This is a genomic window from Burkholderia seminalis, assembly GCF_001718535.1.
GTDB lineage: Bacteria > Pseudomonadota > Gammaproteobacteria > Burkholderiales > Burkholderiaceae > Burkholderia > Burkholderia seminalis.
This window is the reverse complement of the sequence record NZ_CP013398.1, coordinates 3,399,288-3,415,683: the sequence shown is the minus strand read 5'-3', so window position 1 is coordinate 3,415,683 and position 16,396 is coordinate 3,399,288. Positions and strand designations below refer to the sequence as shown.

At 68.7% G+C, this 16,396-nt stretch carries 16 protein-coding genes; 7 read left to right on the top strand and 9 right to left on the bottom strand.

What is annotated here, in order from left to right:
• Positions 1-18 precede the first annotated feature (18 nt).
• The gene (gene dapF, locus WJ12_RS15470) at positions 19-888 is read right to left on the bottom strand and encodes a diaminopimelate epimerase (RefSeq protein ID WP_034190256.1); all 870 of its coding nucleotides are present in this window, start codon (positions 886-888) and stop codon (positions 19-21) included.
• Between the two features lie 432 nt (positions 889-1,320).
• On the opposite strand from dapF, the gene WJ12_RS15465 reads away from it, so the two are divergent.
• Positions 1,321-1,632 carry a HigA family addiction module antitoxin gene (locus tag WJ12_RS15465; RefSeq protein WP_059561500.1) on the top strand — a complete coding sequence of 104 codons (312 nt, stop codon included), beginning with the start codon at positions 1,321-1,323 and terminating at the stop codon, positions 1,630-1,632.
• A gap of 30 nt (positions 1,633-1,662) precedes the next feature.
• Here WJ12_RS15465 and lpxL read toward each other — a convergent pair whose 3' ends face one another.
• Positions 1,663-2,547: a lauroyl acyltransferase LpxL gene (lpxL, locus tag WJ12_RS15460; RefSeq protein ID WP_034190258.1), complete on the bottom strand. Its 885-nt coding sequence runs from the start codon at positions 2,545-2,547 to the stop codon at positions 1,663-1,665.
• Positions 2,548-2,812: 265 nt separating this feature from the next.
• On the opposite strand from lpxL, the gene metK reads away from it, so the two are divergent.
• Positions 2,813-4,000 carry a methionine adenosyltransferase gene (gene metK, locus WJ12_RS15455; protein WP_011546455.1) on the top strand — a complete coding sequence of 396 codons (1,188 nt, stop codon included), beginning with the start codon at positions 2,813-2,815 and terminating at the stop codon, positions 3,998-4,000.
• A 113-nt stretch (positions 4,001-4,113) separates the two neighbouring features.
• Here metK and WJ12_RS15450 read toward each other — a convergent pair whose 3' ends face one another.
• Complete coding sequence (locus tag WJ12_RS15450; RefSeq protein ID WP_034190259.1) at positions 4,114-4,455, bottom strand: hypothetical protein; 342 nt, start codon at positions 4,453-4,455, stop codon at positions 4,114-4,116.
• Positions 4,456-4,807: 352 nt separating this feature from the next.
• Here WJ12_RS15450 and WJ12_RS15445 point away from each other — a divergent pair, with 352 nt between their 5' ends.
• Positions 4,808-5,581 (top strand): phytanoyl-CoA dioxygenase family protein, encoded by a 774-nt coding sequence (locus tag WJ12_RS15445; protein ID WP_049028738.1) that lies wholly within the window; start codon positions 4,808-4,810, stop codon positions 5,579-5,581.
• Positions 5,582-5,732: 151 nt separating this feature from the next.
• Here WJ12_RS15445 and WJ12_RS15440 read toward each other — a convergent pair whose 3' ends face one another.
• Complete coding sequence (locus WJ12_RS15440; protein WP_034190261.1) at positions 5,733-5,939, bottom strand: DUF3185 family protein; 207 nt, start codon at positions 5,937-5,939, stop codon at positions 5,733-5,735.
• A gap of 191 nt (positions 5,940-6,130) precedes the next feature.
• On the opposite strand from WJ12_RS15440, the gene mgrA reads away from it, so the two are divergent.
• Positions 6,131-7,174, top strand: coding sequence for an L-glyceraldehyde 3-phosphate reductase (gene mgrA, locus WJ12_RS15435; protein WP_034190262.1), 1,044 nt, complete (start codon positions 6,131-6,133; stop codon positions 7,172-7,174).
• Between the two features lie 112 nt (positions 7,175-7,286).
• On the opposite strand, the gene WJ12_RS15430 is transcribed toward mgrA, so the two are convergent.
• Positions 7,287-7,472 carry a hypothetical protein gene (locus tag WJ12_RS15430; RefSeq protein ID WP_011353526.1) on the bottom strand — a complete coding sequence of 62 codons (186 nt, stop codon included), beginning with the start codon at positions 7,470-7,472 and terminating at the stop codon, positions 7,287-7,289.
• 305 nt (positions 7,473-7,777) lie between these two features.
• The gene (locus WJ12_RS15425; protein WP_034190263.1) at positions 7,778-8,665 is read right to left on the bottom strand and encodes a DMT family transporter; all 888 of its coding nucleotides are present in this window, start codon (positions 8,663-8,665) and stop codon (positions 7,778-7,780) included.
• A 657-nt stretch (positions 8,666-9,322) separates the two neighbouring features.
• Between WJ12_RS15425 and WJ12_RS15420 the strand changes: the two genes are divergently transcribed.
• Both WJ12_RS15420 and WJ12_RS15415 read left to right on the top strand, forming a co-directional pair.
• Positions 9,323-9,535, top strand: a complete 213-nt coding sequence (locus WJ12_RS15420; RefSeq protein WP_006477514.1) for a hypothetical protein — start codon at positions 9,323-9,325, stop codon at positions 9,533-9,535.
• Between the two features lie 56 nt (positions 9,536-9,591).
• Complete coding sequence (locus tag WJ12_RS15415; protein ID WP_082744767.1) at positions 9,592-10,614, top strand: serine/threonine protein kinase; 1,023 nt, start codon at positions 9,592-9,594, stop codon at positions 10,612-10,614.
• An 81-nt stretch (positions 10,615-10,695) separates the two neighbouring features.
• Here WJ12_RS15415 and WJ12_RS15410 read toward each other — a convergent pair whose 3' ends face one another.
• Positions 10,696-12,138, bottom strand: coding sequence for a coniferyl aldehyde dehydrogenase (locus WJ12_RS15410; protein WP_059561506.1), 1,443 nt, complete (start codon positions 12,136-12,138; stop codon positions 10,696-10,698).
• Between the two features lie 722 nt (positions 12,139-12,860).
• Between WJ12_RS15410 and WJ12_RS15405 the strand changes: the two genes are divergently transcribed.
• The gene (locus WJ12_RS15405; protein ID WP_034190267.1) at positions 12,861-14,501 is read left to right on the top strand and encodes a GMC family oxidoreductase; all 1,641 of its coding nucleotides are present in this window, start codon (positions 12,861-12,863) and stop codon (positions 14,499-14,501) included.
• 29 nt (positions 14,502-14,530) lie between these two features.
• Here WJ12_RS15405 and WJ12_RS15400 read toward each other — a convergent pair whose 3' ends face one another.
• Together WJ12_RS15400 and fliJ are read right to left on the bottom strand one after the other, a co-directional pair.
• The gene (locus WJ12_RS15400) at positions 14,531-15,901 is read right to left on the bottom strand and encodes a flagellar hook-length control protein FliK (RefSeq protein ID WP_059561509.1); all 1,371 of its coding nucleotides are present in this window, start codon (positions 15,899-15,901) and stop codon (positions 14,531-14,533) included.
• A gap of 31 nt (positions 15,902-15,932) precedes the next feature.
• Positions 15,933-16,391 (bottom strand): flagellar export protein FliJ, encoded by a 459-nt coding sequence (gene fliJ, locus WJ12_RS15395; RefSeq protein WP_034190269.1) that lies wholly within the window; start codon positions 16,389-16,391, stop codon positions 15,933-15,935.
• Positions 16,392-16,396: the final 5 nt, after the last annotated feature.

Genomic DNA, 16,396 nt, shown 5'->3' with positions numbered 1-16,396 from the left:
ATCAAGGACGTTGCAGGGTCAGGCGTTCAGGTCGATTTCGCCTTCGAACACGGTCGCGGCGGGGCCGGCCATCATCAGCGCGGCGGCTTCGTCGCGCGCGCCGTCCCAGCCGATCGTCAGCGTGCCGCCGTGCGTGTGCACGGTCACGGGCGAATCGAGCAGGCCGCGCCGGATGCCGGCCGCGACCGCCGCGCACGCGCCGGTGCCGCACGCGAGCGTCTCGCCCGCGCCGCGTTCGTACACGCGCAGCTTCACTTCGTTGCGCGACACGATCTGCATGAAGCCGGCGTTCACGCGCTGCGGGAAACGGGCATGGCGTTCGATCAGCGGGCCTTCTTCCAGCACCGGATACGCGTCGGTATCGTCGACGACCTGCACCGCGTGCGGATTGCCCATCGACACCGTCGAGATCCAGCGCGTCGCACCGCCGACGTCGAGCGGCCACAGCGTGTCGCGGCCTTCGCGGCGGCCGTCGAGGCCCGCTGCATCGAACGGCACCTGCGCCGGCGCGAACACGGGCGCACCCATGTCGACGACGACTTCGCCGTTGTCCTGCAGCGTCAGCGTGATCAGGCCCTTCATGACCTGCACGCGCACGCTGCGCTTGTCGGTCAGGCCGCGGTCGCTGACGAACTTCACGAAGCAGCGCGCGCCGTTGCCGCAGTGTTCGACTTCGCCGCCGTCGCAATTGAAGATCCGGTACTTGAAATCCGCGCCGTCGACGGTCGGTTTCTCGACCAGCAGCAACTGGTCGGCGCCGATGCCGAAATGACGGTTGGCGAGTGCGCGCACCTGCGCGTCGGTGAGCGGCGGCAACGCGCGCGAATAGCCGTCGAGCACGACGAAGTCGTTGCCCGCGCCGTGCATCTTGGTGAACGAGAGTTTCACTGGGTCCGGAATTCCATGACGAACAAGGCGGTCGGCACGGCATGAACGGCCGGCGGCCGGGCCGGGCGGTGTCGTTCGTCGTGCAGATCTCAACCGCAAATGATACATGCAGCCGACTGGGGCGTCCCGCGCGGGGGCGGCGCTTCGCGTCGCGCCGGCGGGCGGTATCGGTCGATCAGTCGACTGGTCGGGCAGGTGACGGGCAGGCAAATTGTCGGGATACGGCGGGCGCCGTCGCGGCGAAAGCGGCGCTGGCGATGCGTGCCCGCCGCGCGGCGAAGGTACGGCGCGATCAGGACGCGCGTTTTCGTACCGGTCAAATCGGATATTCCGCGGTCAGCGTCAACGCCAGCTGGCGGCTGACGTTCCGGTTCGAAGGCGCCGATGCCGTGCTGGTCAACGACCAGAACCATCACTGGGGTGATTCAAGCCATGCCCTGCGTCTTCAATCCGCCCCATCCGGGCGAAACGCTGCGCGACGACGTGCTGCCGGCGCTGGGCCTGAGCGTCACCGAGGCCGCGTCGCAGCTGGGTGTGACGCGAGCCGCACTGTCGCGCATCTTGCACGGTCATGCGGGCATCTCACCGGACATGGCGCTGCGTCTCGAAGCGTGGCTCGGCGAGGACGGCGAGGACGGCGAGGGGCGGGCCGATCTGTGGCTCGCGCAGCAGTCGGCCTACGATCCGTGGCGGGCGCGCGCGAAAGGCGCGCCGAAGGTGGCGAGAGCGCAGGCGCGCACGTGACGGCGCGCCCGCGGGTTTCGCGCGGCAGGGTCAGTACAGGCTCGGCTCGCCGGGCGGGCGCGTCTTGAAGCGCTTGTGGACCCAGTAGTACTGCTCCGGCATCAGCGGGATCTGCTCCTCGAGGAATGCATTCATCCGCCGCGCGTCGAGATCGTCGTCGCCGGTCGGGTAGTGATCCCACGGCTTGAATACCTTCAGACGGTAGCCCTTGTAGTTCGGCAGCACCTCGCCGATGAACGGCACGACCTGCGCGCGGCCCGTCTTCGCGAGCCGGCCGACGGCCGTCAGCGTGCAGGCCGGCACGCCGAAGAACGGCACGAACGTCGAGTTGCGCAGCCCGTAGTCCATGTCGGCGCCGAGCATCACGGGCTTGCGGTCGCGCAGCCAGCGCAGCACGACGCGCGCGCTGTCCGCGCGGCCGACCATCTCGGCGTCGAAGCGCCCGCGCGCCTTCTTCGCCGCTTCCTCGAGCACCGCATTCGAGAACGGCTGGTACAGCGACCCGCAGCGGCGGTGCAGCGAACGGTTCAGCCAGATCGAACCGGCCTCGATGCCGACGAAGTGCAGGCCGAGGAACAGCGTCGGCGGCAGGTCGGGATCGTCGAGATCGACCGCGCTGTCGACCTGGATCAGCTTCGCGAGCTTTTTCTCCGAGCCGAACCACTGCACGCTGCGCTCGACGTAGCTGCGGATCGCATGGCGGAAATGCTGGCCCGCCACTTCCTCGCGCCGCGCGTCGCTCCAGTCCGGGAAGCAGAGTTTCAGATTGGTGTGTACGATGCGCTTTCGCCGGCTGGGGATCTGGTACAGCAGCCAGCCGAGACCATCGCCGAACCGTGCGGTCAGGCCGTACGGCAGCAGGGCGAGCAGTTTCAGCAAGCCGATGGCGAGGTGCGTGGCTAGACGACCTAGCATGCGAAACCTCCGAGGGACCGGCTGGCCGGCATGTCGAGAACAGGGTGGTAAGACAGCGGAAGATGCAGCACGGGCGGCGCTCTGTGACAATTCAGGAAAGCCGCTATAATACGGGCTTCGCCGAGTTAACTGACAACTTGCGGGGCGAAGCCGGCTGGTGCCACACGCACTGCCCGGTCCTGGTAATCCGCTAAAGCGTCGCCGCTTCAGGCCCAACGAAGCTGGCTACGTGAAACCAACCGTAACCACACAGGAGCCTGAAAAAGTGGCAAACGATTATCTCTTCACGTCCGAATCCGTCTCCGAAGGCCATCCGGACAAAGTCGCGGACCAGATCTCGGACGCGATTCTCGACGCCATCCTCGAGCAGGACAAATATTCCCGCGTAGCGGCCGAAACGCTGTGCAACACGGGTCTCGTCGTTCTGGCCGGTGAAATCACCACGACGGCCAACATCGACTACATCCAGATCGCGCGCGACACCATCAAGCGCATCGGCTACGACAACACCGACTACGGCATCGACTACAAGGGTTGCGCGGTGCTCGTCGCGTACGACAAGCAGTCGCCGGACATCGCGCAGGGCGTCGATCGTGCTCACGACGACAACCTCGACCAAGGCGCGGGCGACCAGGGCCTGATGTTCGGCTATGCGTGCGACGAAACCCCGGAACTGATGCCGCTGCCGATCTACCTGTCGCACCGCCTCGTCGAGCGCCAGGCCAGCCTGCGCCGCGACGGCCGCCTGCAATGGCTGCGTCCGGACGCGAAGTCGCAGGTGACGGTCCGCTACGTCGACGGCAAGCCCGATTCGATCGACACCGTCGTGCTGTCGACGCAGCACGCACCGGACATCGAACTGCCGGCGCTGCGCGAAGCCGTGATCGAGGAAATCATCAAGCCGACGCTGCCGGCCGAGCTGATCAAGGGCGACATCAAGTTCCTCGTGAACCCGACCGGCCGGTTCGTGATCGGCGGCCCGCAGGGCGATTGCGGCCTGACCGGCCGCAAGATCATCGTCGACACGTACGGCGGTGCCGCACCGCACGGCGGCGGCGCGTTCTCGGGCAAGGATCCGTCGAAGGTCGACCGTTCGGCCGCGTATGCAGGCCGCTACGTCGCGAAGAACATCGTCGCCGCCGGCCTCGCGTCGCGCGCGCTGATCCAGGTGTCGTACGCGATCGGCGTGGCCGAGCCGACCTCGGTGATGGTCAACACGTTCGGCACGGGCCGCGTGTCGGATGCGGTGATCACGAAGCTCGTGCGCGAGCATTTCGACCTGCGTCCGAAGGGCATCATCAAGATGCTCGACCTGCTGCGCCCGATCTACGAGAAGACCGCTGCCTACGGCCACTTCGGCCGCGAAGAGCCGGAATTCTCGTGGGAAGCGACCGACAAGGCGCTCGCCCTGGCCGAAGCGGCTGGCGTCGAGCCGACGGCACGCGTCGCGTAAGCGTCGTTCGCCCGCAAAGAAAAACCCCGGCTTGCCGGGGTTTTTTTATGGGTGCCGATCGCCGGCGCAACGGCGGCGATCGTGGCGGGGCGGGTGTGCCCGCCGGCGCGCGTTCAGCGTGCGCCGAACCCGAACCAGCCGTTGCTGGCCGCGAGGCGGCGCGGGCGGTTGATGCGGCGCTGCGGGCCGAGCGCGCGGCGCAACGCGAGCGCGCGCAGCGACGACGGCTTCTGCAGCAGCGAGCGCAGGCCGGCACGGCGTGTGAATGCCTGCGCGCTCATCATCGAGAAAAATGCGTGGAACCACGCACGGATACCGTCCAGCCGGCTGTGCGCGGGCGTACGCTCGGCCAGCGCCTGCGTGCGGGCGCGGTGATGGCGCAGCGAGCGGGCAGGAGCGGGCGGCACGACGCGCTTCGCAGCGCGGTTGAAACGGGAAGTCAGACGGAATGGCATGTGAACGATGCTTCGCTTGTATGGGTGGCGCCCTGGAGAGCGCACTGGTATGAACGGCCTCGGATGGCGCAACGGATCTTACCGAAACTCGCTGCGCGCCGCGCCCGCCAGAATTGACAGGCCGCGACAGGCTACAGGGGATTCATGACGGGCAAAAGTCGCGATAAACCCTTGAGCCGCAAGGCGTGTGCCGCATACCGCCTGTCGGTGAGGCAGGTGCCGCGACGAACAGTTCCCTTGAGCCGGATCAAATCCGCGATTGGCATGCCCCTGCGCACGACAATGGCGCTGTTCGCGGCATCCGGCGCCGATTTACAATCGTCACATTCACACAATAAACGTCTGGCATCCCATGTCGTCTTCATTGCAGTCGGAATCGATCCGCGCGCAAGTCGCGGAATTGCGCGAGCGCGGCTTCGTCGTCGCGCGCGGCCTCGTCGGCGAGCAGCAGTGCGCGACGCTCAGGCAGATCGCGGAGCGTCAGTTGCGCGAGGCCGCCGAGCCGATCGAATTCGAAGCCGATCTGCGCTACCCGGGCGCGCCCGAGTCGAAGCATGCGCCGGGCGGGCACACGGTGCGGCGGCTGCTCGATGCGTACTCGCGCGATCCGGCGTTCGCCGAACGGGCGATCGCCCCCGAAATCGGCGCGTGGATGCGCGAGTATTTCGGTGAAGAGCCCGTGCTGTCGCGCGCGCATCACAACTGCATGATGACGAAGCATCCCGCGTACGGCAGCCTGACGGGGTGGCACCGCGATTTCCGTTACTGGTCGTTCGCGCGTCCCGACATGGTGTCGGTGTGGCTCGCGCTGGGGCCGGAAACGAACGAGAACGGCGCGCTGTGGCTCGTGCCGGGCTCGCATACGGCGGAATTCGGGCCGGAAGCGTTCGACGACGCGAAGTTTTTCCGCGGCGACCTGCCCGAGAACCGCAAGCTGATCGACGCGGCCACCTGCCCGCCGCTGCAGACGGGCGATGTCGTGTTCTTCCACTGCAACACGTTGCATTCGGCCGGACAGAACCGCTCCGACCAGGTGAAATTCTCGCTCGTGTACACGTACCACGGCGCGAGCAACCGGCCGGTGCCCGGCACGCGCTCGGCGTCGAAGCCGGAAGTGCAGTTCTAGGTGCGAATCGGGCGGCGCGCAGATGCCGCGACGTATCGGGCGATGCGGCGCATCGCCGGCGCATGAAGCAACGGGCGGCCTGGCCGCCCGTTTCGTTTGGTGCGGCCCGACCGCAGGACGCGGGCCGTGCGTGCGCGGTGCGGCCGCGCGATCAGCGCTTGGCGCCCGGCATCGCGAGGCCGATCAGGCCGACGAGCGATGCGACGGCCCCGCCGACGATCAGCAGGATCGTCTTCGTCGCGGGCGAACCGGTGAAGAAGCGCGACACGTTGTCGTTGATCGAATGGAACGACTGGCCGCCGAAGTACAGCAGCACGACGCCGCCGACGAGCAATGCAACCGAGATGACCCGGGACATACCAACCTCGCTGAAACGGTGATTCGAGACGCCGCAGTGTAGGCGACGACCGCGGTCACGTCCATCGCGACGCGGCCGTGCGCGTTCCGGCCGCTTTCGCTAACATAGTCGTCGTACGACTCCTTCGCCGCCGCCGCGCCGTGCGCGGCCGGCGCGCGTCCTTCTGTCCGATGTCCTGACGGGAATTATTCATGGCCTACGAAGCAGCTTCCGAACGTTATGCCGGCATGCAATACCGCACCTGCGGCAAATCCGGGCTCAAACTGCCCGCCCTGTCGCTTGGCCTGTGGCACAACTTCGGCGACTCGACGCCGATCTCGACGCAGCGCGAGATCCTGCGCACCGCGTTCGATCTCGGCATCAACCACTTCGATCTCGCGAACAACTACGGGCCGCCGTACGGCAGTGCCGAAACCAACTTCGGCCGGCTGCTGAAGGAGGATTTCCGGCCGTATCGCGACGAGCTGCTGATCTCGACGAAGGCCGGCTGGGACATGTGGCCGGGGCCGTACGGCAGCGGCGGCGGGTCGCGCAAGTACGTGCTCGCGAGTCTCGACCAGAGCCTGCAGCGCATGGGGCTCGACTACGTCGACATCTTCTACTCGCACCGCTTCGATGCGCACACGCCGCTCGAGGAAACGGCGGGCGCGCTCGCGTCGGCCGTGCAGCAAGGCAAGGCGCTCTACATCGGCATCTCGTCGTATTCGGCCGCGAAGACGCGCGAGATGGCCGAGCTGCTCGCGCAGTACCGCGTGCCGCTGCTGATCCACCAGCCGTCGTACAACATGCTGAACCGCTGGATCGAGGGCGACCTGCTCGGCGCGCTCGACGACGTCGGCGCGGGCAGCATCGCGTTCACGCCGCTCGCGCAGGGCCTGCTCACGTCGAAATACCTGAACGGCGTGCCGGCCGACGCGCGCGTGAACAAGCCGGGCGGCGGCTCGCTGAAGCAGGATCACCTGAGCGCGGACAACCTCGAGCACGTGCGCAAGCTCAACGCGATCGCCGAGCGGCGCGGGCAGAGCCTCGCGCAGATGGCGCTGGCGTGGGTGCTGCGCAATGGCCGCGTGACGTCCGCGCTGATCGGCGCGAGCCGTGCGGAGCAGGTGCGCGAAAACGTCGGCGCGTTGAAGAACCTCGAATTCTCGGCGGAGGAACTGGCGGAGATCGATCGTTACGCGACCGAAGGCGGCATCAATCTGTGGGAAAAGCCGTCCACCGATCAGGCGATCTGACCGGCAGTCGATACGGCATGCGAAACGATCTCGCGTGCCGTATCGCGGGCGTGCGGGCAACCCCTCGCATCGCCGCGGCGCAGCGATGCGTGCGATAACGCCGGGTGCCGCGCTAGATCAGCGCAGGCAGGCCTTCGACGAGCAACACCGCGACGCCGACGCCGAGGATGACGCCGAGCACGCGCAGCAGGTTGTGACGGAATTCGGTGGCGCACGGTACCGCGCCGAGAAACAGCGCTCCGGCCAGCGCCATCGGAATCAACAGGATGAAGTCGCCGATCGTGAAATAGGTCGTCATGCGTGTCTCCAGTGCCGGCCGGAGTCAGTGCGTTGGCGCTTGATTCGGCCCCATGCCGGGTGTTTCTAGTGTTGGCCCGACCCGTTTGCGAGCGGGGCGGTCAATTCGAGTATAGGCAACCGGCGGCGCTTTTCGCTATCCGAACCATTAAAAATCAGCGGAAAGCCCGCGGAAACACGCATTTTTTCCGCAAGTCAGACGAACGCCTTGCGCGTATCTTTCCCGTTCCTTTCGTTTTTCGCGCACTGGGCGCATGTGTCCGATGCGGGCCGCCGCACCGCACCGCAGCGCGGCGGCCCGCGCGCTTACGCGCGCTCGGGTTGCGCGCGGGCGGCCGATGCGCGGAACACGAGCGCGAGCCCCGCGACGATCGCCCCCATGCCGGCGAGCGCGAGCGGCTCCGGCCGGTTGCCGAGCCACACGGCATCCATCAGCGTGGTGACGACGGGCACGAGATAGAACAGGCTCGTCACGTTCACGAGATCGCCGCGCTGCATCAACCGGTAGAACAGCAGTTGCGCGATCACCGAAATCACGACGCCGAGCCACAGTAGCGGGACGACGAACGCCCAGCTCGTCTCGAACGACACCGGCCGGAACGGCACGATCGCGACGCACAGCGCAAGGCCGATCGCATTCTGCAGCGGCAGCACGTCGGCGGGCGCCGCGCGTACGCGCTTTTGCAGCAGCGAGCCGGCGGTCAGCGCGACGAGCGAGGTGAGCGCGCACGCGATGCCTGCCGCCGACAGGCCGCCCGCACCGCCGCTCGCGCCCCGGCACACGACGAGCGCGAGCCCGGCCAGCGACAGCGCGAGACCCGCGACGCGCACGGGTTGCCAGCGTCGCTCGACGATCGCGAGCGTGAGGATCGGCTGTACGCCGAGGATCGTTGCGAGCACACCGGGCGCGATTCCGCGCTCGAGTGCGAGCAGGTAGAAGATCGAATAACCGCCCATCATCAGCACGCCGGTCAGCGCGGCCATGCGCCGCTCGCCGCGCGGCGGCAGCCAGCGTTTGCGCATGACGGCCAGCGCGAGCAGCACGAGCGACGCGAGCGCGAAGCGCGCGGTGAGAAAGGCGAATGCGGACGCGTGACGCAGCCCGAGTTCGGAGAAGATCGCGCCGCTGCTCCACAGCAGCACGAAGAGCGACGTCGCGCCATGCGCGGCGAGCGCGCGTTTGAACGAAACCATGTGAATCCACCTGTCGAACGGATCGGAACGTTCCATCCGCGCGCGCGGCAACAGGCGGTACGTGACGATGCACGCACTGCGGCCAGCGGGGGCGAATGGAAGACGAAACGGCAGCCGGCTGGTCAGCCGGCGCGCGCTGCCGGAGGGGGCGGCGCGGCGCCGACGAGCGGCGGTGCGACAGGAGGAGGCAGGACCGACGGATGCGCGCACGCCTGCGGCCGCGAGTCGAACTGCGGCCGGGATTGGGCGAGGGCGGACGTGAGCGGATGCATCGTGTCGGAAGGCGCTTGAACGCGGATGAAGGCTAAAGGTACCGCAAGGCAAGGATCGAGCGCAACCCTTGTCGGCGGCGTCGCATCACGAACGACGCGATGCGTCGATCACGTGCGTGCCGGCGTGCCGGGCGGTTTCGGCGGGCAGTCACATTCGACAGGGTATGATGGGGGTAACCGGGCGGGCAAGTACGTGCCCGGCGCAGTGGTTGATTGGAGACATTCGACGAATTCGCGGCACTTCGCCTGCTTCTTCTTCTTTTCGTGCTTCGATAAACCGTGAACAATGGGATGACGCGCAACGCTTCGTCGAGAGCGGCGCGGATCGTGCATTTGCCGGCCCGCCAGCGGGCCGGGTTTCAAGAGTCAAGAGTGGGGAACCATCATGCATATCGGGTCGATTGTCTGCACTACCCATATCGCGGTGCCGAAGGGCGCGCGCGGCATCGTCCAGCGCATCCTGGGCGACATGGCCATGGTGACCTGGTACGCGGGCGTGCCGGGTGAGTCGAAAGAACTCAACACCGAGCCGTTCTTTCTCGAGGACCTGATCGACACCGGCGAATCCGTGCTGCCGGCCGGCGCGGCGCTTCACTAAGCGGGCCCCGCACCGGACGCTCGTCTTTCGGTCCGGCTGGCGGCACAATGCGGGGCATGACAGACGCCACTTCCGCTTCCGCTTCTCCCGCCAGCCCGCCGTTCGCCGGCCTCACGCCCGAGTGCGTGCTCGACGCGCTCGACAGCGTGCTGATACCGGCCGGCCTGCGCACCGACGGGCGCCTGCTCGCCCTCAACAGCTACGAAAACCGCGTCTACCAGGTCGGCATCGAAGACGGCCCGCCGGTCGTCGCGAAGTTCTATCGCCCGGCACGCTGGTCGGACGACGCGATTCTCGAAGAGCATGCGTTCGTCGCCGAACTCGCCGCGCGCGAGATTCCGGCGGTGCCCGCGCGCACATTCGACGGCCGTACGCTGCACGCGTTCGACGGCTTCCGCTTCTCGATTTTCGAGCGGCGCGGCGGGCGCGCCCCCGATCTCGACCGCAGCGACACGCTGGAATGGCTCGGCCGCTTCATCGGCCGGATTCACGCGGTCGGCGCGACCGAGCCGTATGTCGCGCGTCCCGTGCTCGACATCCATACGTTCGGCTACGAGCCGCGCGACTACCTGCTCGCGCACGATTTCATCCCGGATGACGTACGACCGGCCTACGAGACGGCCGTCGCGCTCGCGCTCGAGGGCGTCGAGGCCGCGTTCGAACGCGCGGGCGACATCCGCCTGCTGCGCACGCACGGCGACTGCCATCCGAGCAACGTGTTGTGGACCGATGCCGGCCCGCATTTCGTCGACTTCGACGACAGCCGGATGGCGCCGGCGGTCCAGGATCTGTGGCTGCTGTTGCCGGGCGATCGCGAAGGCGCGTCGCGCGCGCTCGCGGACCTGCTCGCCGGTTACGAGGATTTCTGCGAATTCGAGCCGCGCGAGCTGCATCTGGTCGAAGCGCTGCGCACGCTGCGGCTGATCCACTACGCGGCATGGCTTGCGCGGCGCTGGGACGATCCCGCGTTTCCGGCCGCCTTCCCGTGGTTCAACACGCACCGTTACTGGGAAGCGCGCGTGCTCGAGTTGCGCGAGCAGATCGGCGCGATGCAGGAAGGGCCGCTCTGGCCCGTGTGACGGCACGCGCGGCATCCCCGCCGCGCGGCAGGCTGGCAAGGGCCGCGGCGCGATGCGCGCGGCCCGTCCGATACGGCTGCCTCAGAGCTTCAGCATCAGCTTGATCAGCGCGGCGAAGCGCTTGCCGTACGGCGGCGCAAGCAGGTTGCGCGTGTTCAGGCGCGCCTGCGTGAGCACGGGCTTCATCTTCGAGAACGTCACGAAACCGTCGTAGCCGTGGTATGCGCCCATGCCGCTCGCGCCGACACCGCCGAACGGCAAGCTGCCGCACGCGATGTGCATCAGCGCTTCGTTGATCGTCACGCCGCCCGAGATCGTTTCGCGCATCACGCGGTCGATCGTGCCGCCATCCTCGTCGAACAGGTAGAGCGCGAGCGGACGCGGGCGGGCGTTCACGTACGCGATCGCCTCGTCGAGCCGCTCGTACGGCACGAGCGGCAGCAGCGGCCCGAAGATTTCCTCCTGCATCAACTGCGACGCGGCCGGCACTTGCGTGACCGCGCACGGCACGAAGCGGCGCGACGCGGGATCGGAGGGCGCGTCGGACAGCGGATGCAGCTGCGCGCCGGCGGCCTGCGCGTCGCTCGCGAGTTGCTGCAGGCGCGCGTAGTGACGCGGCGACACGATCGTCGTGTAGTCGCCGTTCGTCGCCAGGTTCGGATACAGCTTCGCGAAGCGTGCCCGTGCGCGCTCGATGAACGCGGCTTCCATCCCGCGCGGCAGCAGCACGTAGTCGGGCGCGATGCAGGTCTGGCCCGCATTCAGCGACTTGCCGGCGACGATCGCGTCGACGGCCGCGTCGAAGCGCGCGTTCGGGCCGACGATGGCCGGCGACTTGCCGCCGAGCTCGAGCGTGACGGGCGTCAGGTTGTCGGCGGCCGCACGCATCACGTGGCGGCCGACATGCGTCGAACCGGTAAACAGCAGGTGATCGAACGGCAGCGCGCTGAACGCGGCGCCGACCTCCGCGTCGCCGTTCACGACCGCGACGTGGTCGCGCGTGAAGGTCTTGCCGATGAGTTGCTCGAACAGGGCCGACGTGCGCGGCGTCAGTTCCGACATCTTGATGATTGCGCGGTTGCCGGCCGCGAGCGCGCAGATCAGCGGCCCGGCCGCGAGCAGCACCGGATAGTTCCACGGCACGACGATGCCGACCACGCCGAGCGGCTGCGGAATCACCTTCGCGCGCGCCGGCCGCAGCCACTTGTTCATCGGCTTGCGGATCGGCTTCATCCAGCGCTTGCCGTGCTTCAGCGCGTCATCGATCTCTTCCTTCGCCATCCAGATTTCCGACAGCAGCACTTCCTGCTTCGCGCGATGGCCGAAATCGGCGCTGATCGCCTCGGCGAGTGCGTCCGCATGGTCGATCAGCATCGTGCGCAGCGCGCGCAGGTGCTGCATGCGCGTCTCCCATGCCGGATACGGTGCGCGCAGGTACGCCGCGCGCTGGTCGCGCAGCAGCGCCGTCAGCGCGTCGACCGACGGCAGTGCTTGCGGGGCCAGTTCGGGCAGGTCGTTCTTCATGTCGTCTCCTCCAGTTGGACCGGGCGGGCCGGCCGGCCGTCACGCCGCACGCTCGGCGAGCGCGGCGGCGCGGATCGGGTGATGCGTGTCGCGCGGCGCGGGGCCGGATGCGACGTGTACTCGAAAACCGGTTGCATCCCGCGGCGGGCGTCGCATCCGCGCGACGGTGTCCGCCGTCGACACGCGTGTCGCACGGCACGCGTGCGCGCCCCGAGGCGGTGACGAGCGGGCGTGCGATGCTGCCGCGCGATCGCATGCCGGCGCACCGAAGCAGCGCCGGGCGACGTGTCCGCCGATCCGTATCGCGATGCATCGTGCGGCTGCGGCGATACGTTATCCAAACGGTCGGCGACGACCCGTGCCGTTCGATTTCGATCGACCGAGCGCATGATGCCGAGCGTCGCCGCGGGGGCGGCCGTTTGAAATGAAATGCGGGCCGCGCGCGTGACATCCGGACCACCCGGTCGACACACGGCCTGCAGAATCCGGCGCTGCATCGTCGTCCCTCCCGTTTCGCGACGGACCGGCTTCTCGTGGCCGGCGTATCGCGCGAAGCGAATCGATACATCTTAAATTTAGTTCACGCGGGCGTTTAGAGGAATCGCTCTTGAATCCGCGCGCCGTGCATGCGACGGCCGTTCCTACAATGCCCGAACATTACAAGAGGAGACGCGGTCGCGCGGCGGTGCCGGGCGCCCTCCATGACACGACGGAGACGTGACATGCAATACGACTACATCATCGTCGGCGGCGGTTCGGGCGGGTCGAGCCTGGCCGGCCGTCTCGCCGATGCCTGCCCCGATGCGACGATCGCGCTGATCGAGGCCGGCTCGCATACGGAGCGCAACCTGCTCGTCAACATGCCGGTCGGCATCGCGGCGCTGGTGCCGTTCAAGCTCGGCACCAACTACGGCTACGAGACGGTGCCGCAGCCGGGCCTCGGCGGGCGGCGCGGCTACCAGCCGCGCGGGCGCGGGATGGGCGGCTCGAGCGCGATCAACGCGATGATCTACACGCGCGGCCATCCGGGCGACTACGACGAGTGGGCGCAGCTCGGCGCGACGGGCTGGGGCTGGCAGGACGTGCTGCCGTATTTCCGCCGCGCGGAAGGCAACGAACGCGGCGCCGATGCATGGCACGGCGCGGACGGCCCGCTGACGGTGTCGGATCTGCGCTTTCGCAATCCGTTCTCCGAACGATTCATCCAGGCCGCGCACGCGGCCGGCTATCCGCTGAACGACGACTTCAACGGCGCGACGCAGGAAGGCGTCGGCTTCTACCAGGTCACGCACCGCGACGGCTCGCGCTGCAGCGTGGCGCGCGCGTACATCTACGGCCGCAACCGGCCGAACCTGCACGTGATCACCGATGCGACGGTGCTGCGCGTCGGCTTCGACGGCAAGCGCGCGGTCGGTGTCGCGGTATCGCGCAACGGCCGCGTCGAGACGCTCGGCGCGCGCGCGGAGGTGATCCTGTCGGCCGGCGCGTTCAATTCGCCGCAGCTGCTGATGTGTTCGGGGATCGGCCCGGCCGAGCAACTGCGCCGGCACGGGATCGCGGTCGTGCAGGATGCGCCGGACGTCGGCACGAACCTGATCGACCACATCGACTTCATCATCAACACGCGCGTGAATTCGTCGGAGCTGGTCGGCGTGTGCGTGCGCGGGATCGCGAAGATGACGCCCGCGCTCGCGCGCTATTTCTCGAGCCGCACGGGGATGATGACGAGCAACGTCGCGGAGGCCGGCGGTTTCATCAAGAGCGATCCGTCGCTCGAGCGTCCCGACCTGCAGCTGCATTTCTGCACGGCGCTCGTCGACGACCACAACCGCAAGATGCACTGGGGGTTCGGCTATTCGCTGCACGTGTGCGCGCTGCGGCCGTTCAGCCGCGGCACGGTCGCGCTCGCGAGCGGCGATGCGCGCGACGCGCCGCTGATCGATCCGCGCTTCTTCAGCGATTCACGCGATCTCGACCTGCTCGTGCGCGGCACGCAGGCGATGCGCCGCATCCTGTCGCAGGCGCCGCTCGCGTCGCAGGGCGGGCGCGAGCTGTACACGCGGGCGGACCAGAGCGAGGCCGAGCTGCGCGCGACGATCGTCGCGCATGCCGACACGATCTACCACCCGGTCGGCACGTGCCGGATGGGCTCGGATGCGCGTGCGGTCGTCGATCCGCAGTTGCGCGTGCGCGGCGTCGAAGGGCTGCGTGTGGTCGATGCGTCGGTGATGCCGACACTGGTCGGCGGGAACACGAATGCGCCGTCGGTGATGATCGGCGAGCGCGCGGCGGACTTCATCGTCGCGGCGCGCAAGGGCGGGGTACCGCGCGGCGAGGCGGCTGCCGCGGTGCACGGCCGCTGAGCGCGGCGCGCGCACGGCAGCGGCCATGCTCAGGCAAACGTATCGACGAGGCCGGCGCGGCTCACGCTCGCGGCGGCCGGTGCGGATTGCGCAACGTCGGCCGGTGCATCGACGGCTGACGGTTCGCCGTTTCCGCGCCGCGACGACTGGCCGCCGGAGAAGGTCTGTTGCGGGTTCTGCTGCGGGGAAGCGAAGCCGCCGTCGCTGACGGTCGTGCTGCCGAGCCCGAGCCCGCCCGCTTCCATCGCCTCGCGCAGCTTCGGCAGCGCGGCTTCGACGGCTTCGCGCACCTGTGCGTGCTGCGACACGAACAGCGCGTGCGCATGGTTGTCCGCGACGCGCAGCACGACCTGCAGCGGCCCGAGATCGGGCGGGTTGAGCGTCAGCTCGGCGCTCTGCTGGTGCGCATTCGACAGGAACACGACCTTCTGGCTCAGGGCGTCCGTCCAGTCGGCGCTGCCGACGTGCGGCGCGAGCACGTGCGCGTTGGCGGAGGCGATCGCACCGGCGGCCGGCGACAGCTGCAGGTTCGCCTGCGCGGCGGCCGCGGCCGTTGCGCCGGCCGCGAGCGTTGCGCTGGCGGCCGGATCGGTCGCGTCGCCGGCGGCCGCGAGGGCATGCTGCGCGCCGGACTGCGCGTTCGCGTCGGCCTGCAGCGCCTGCGGCGTGGCCTGGGCCGGCGCCTGCTGGGTGGCGAGCGCGCCTTTCGCATCGGCGAGCGTACGGTCGAACGTCGGCACCTTCGGCGTCAGCGGCGCGGCGGCGCTCGACGCGGTAGCCGCCGGCGCCGAGGTCGTTGCCGCTGCGGACGTGCCGGTTGCCGGCAGCGCGATCGCGCCCGCACCGCCCGTCAGCTTGGCGAGCGCGGCTTGCAGCGCGTCGCGGCTCGACGCCGGTTCGAGCGGCAGGGCAGCCGTATCCCGGGTTGCATGATCGGCCAGCGTCGCCGTGGCGTCGGGCTGGCCGGACACGGCCGTTTTTTGCGTCGTGTCGGCGACAGCGGCAGCGGCGGCGGTGCCAGCCGCATCGGCCGGCGTCGTCGCGTTGTCCGTGCGCGCCTGCAGTTGCGCCTGCACGGCCGCGGCGGCCGCGAGCGCGGCGGCGTCCGGACTGGTCGTCGCGTTCGCGGCGTCGGTCGACTTGTCGTCGTCGTCCGTGCCCGACGGCTTCGTGCCGGCGGCCGGCTTCGACGCGGCCTGCGTCGTCGACGCATCGGGCGCGGCGGTACTCGACGCGTCGCGACGCGTGACGACGCTTTGCTTCAGCGTCTGCGCGAACGGCACGGCGGTCGCGGTCGCCGATGCATCGTTGCCGGCGGCGGACGAACCCGCGCCGCGGGCGGCCTTGAGTGCGGCGCCGGCGGTATCGAGCAGCGCGCCGAGCAGGGGCAGGGGAGGCATGTCGGTTCTCTCGTTCGAATGCGGTGGTCGGTTACGACGAGCGGGCCGCGTCGGCCCGCATGCGCAGGATCTTCGCGGCGTGTTCGTCGGCGTCGCGCTGTTCGCGCCGGGCCTCGCGCGTCGCTGCCTGCGCGACGCCGCGCGCCTGCAGGATTTCATACGAGCCGACGGTGCGTTTCTTTTGCTGCCAGTTCGGGCGCGCTTCGTCGATGCGGACTTCGGCGGCGGCCAGCACGTTGCGCTGCTGCGCGATCGCCGCGTCGAGCGTGTCGATGAACGCCTGGAAATTGCGCCAGTTGCCGGCCGGCATCCCGTGTTGCGCGGACTGCGCGAAGCGTGCGTGATATTCGTCGCGGTAGCGCAGCAGCGCGTCGAGCTGTTCGGCGGCCGCGGTGCGGTCGCGCTGCGCGGTGCCGAGCTGCTTCGCGGCCGAGTCGAGGTCGTCCTGCGCACGGTCGAGCAGCAGTTGAAGGGGAAAGCCGTGAGCCATCGGGA

Bases quoted from the DNA above. Each gene is read 5' to 3' on its own strand.
- WJ12_RS15410 (WP_059561506.1), bottom strand. From the start codon at position 12,138: ATGAAGAACGACCTGCCCGAACTGGCCCCGCAAGCACTGCCGTCGGTC.
- WJ12_RS15430 (WP_011353526.1), bottom strand. From the start codon at position 7,472: ATGACGACCTATTTCACGATCGGCGACTTCATCCTGTTGATTCCGATG.
- WJ12_RS15440 (WP_034190261.1), bottom strand. From the start codon at position 5,939: ATGTCCCGGGTCATCTCGGTTGCATTGCTCGTCGGCGGCGTCGTGCTG.
- WJ12_RS15415 (WP_082744767.1), top strand. From the start codon at position 9,592: ATGACAGACGCCACTTCCGCTTCCGCTTCTCCCGCCAGCCCGCCGTTC.
- WJ12_RS15425 (WP_034190263.1), bottom strand. From the start codon at position 8,665: ATGGTTTCGTTCAAACGCGCGCTCGCCGCGCATGGCGCGACGTCGCTC.
- lpxL (WP_034190258.1), bottom strand. From the start codon at position 2,547: ATGCTAGGTCGTCTAGCCACGCACCTCGCCATCGGCTTGCTGAAACTG.
- WJ12_RS15465 (WP_059561500.1), top strand. From the start codon at position 1,321: ATGCCCTGCGTCTTCAATCCGCCCCATCCGGGCGAAACGCTGCGCGAC.
- mgrA (WP_034190262.1), top strand. From the start codon at position 6,131: ATGGCCTACGAAGCAGCTTCCGAACGTTATGCCGGCATGCAATACCGC.
- WJ12_RS15420 (WP_006477514.1), top strand. From the start codon at position 9,323: ATGCATATCGGGTCGATTGTCTGCACTACCCATATCGCGGTGCCGAAG.
- WJ12_RS15400 (WP_059561509.1), bottom strand. From the start codon at position 15,901: ATGCCTCCCCTGCCCCTGCTCGGCGCGCTGCTCGATACCGCCGGCGCC.
- fliJ (WP_034190269.1), bottom strand. From the start codon at position 16,391: ATGGCTCACGGCTTTCCCCTTCAACTGCTGCTCGACCGTGCGCAGGAC.
- WJ12_RS15445 (WP_049028738.1), top strand. From the start codon at position 4,808: ATGTCGTCTTCATTGCAGTCGGAATCGATCCGCGCGCAAGTCGCGGAA.
- WJ12_RS15450 (WP_034190259.1), bottom strand. From the start codon at position 4,455: ATGCCATTCCGTCTGACTTCCCGTTTCAACCGCGCTGCGAAGCGCGTC.
- WJ12_RS15405 (WP_034190267.1), top strand. From the start codon at position 12,861: ATGCAATACGACTACATCATCGTCGGCGGCGGTTCGGGCGGGTCGAGC.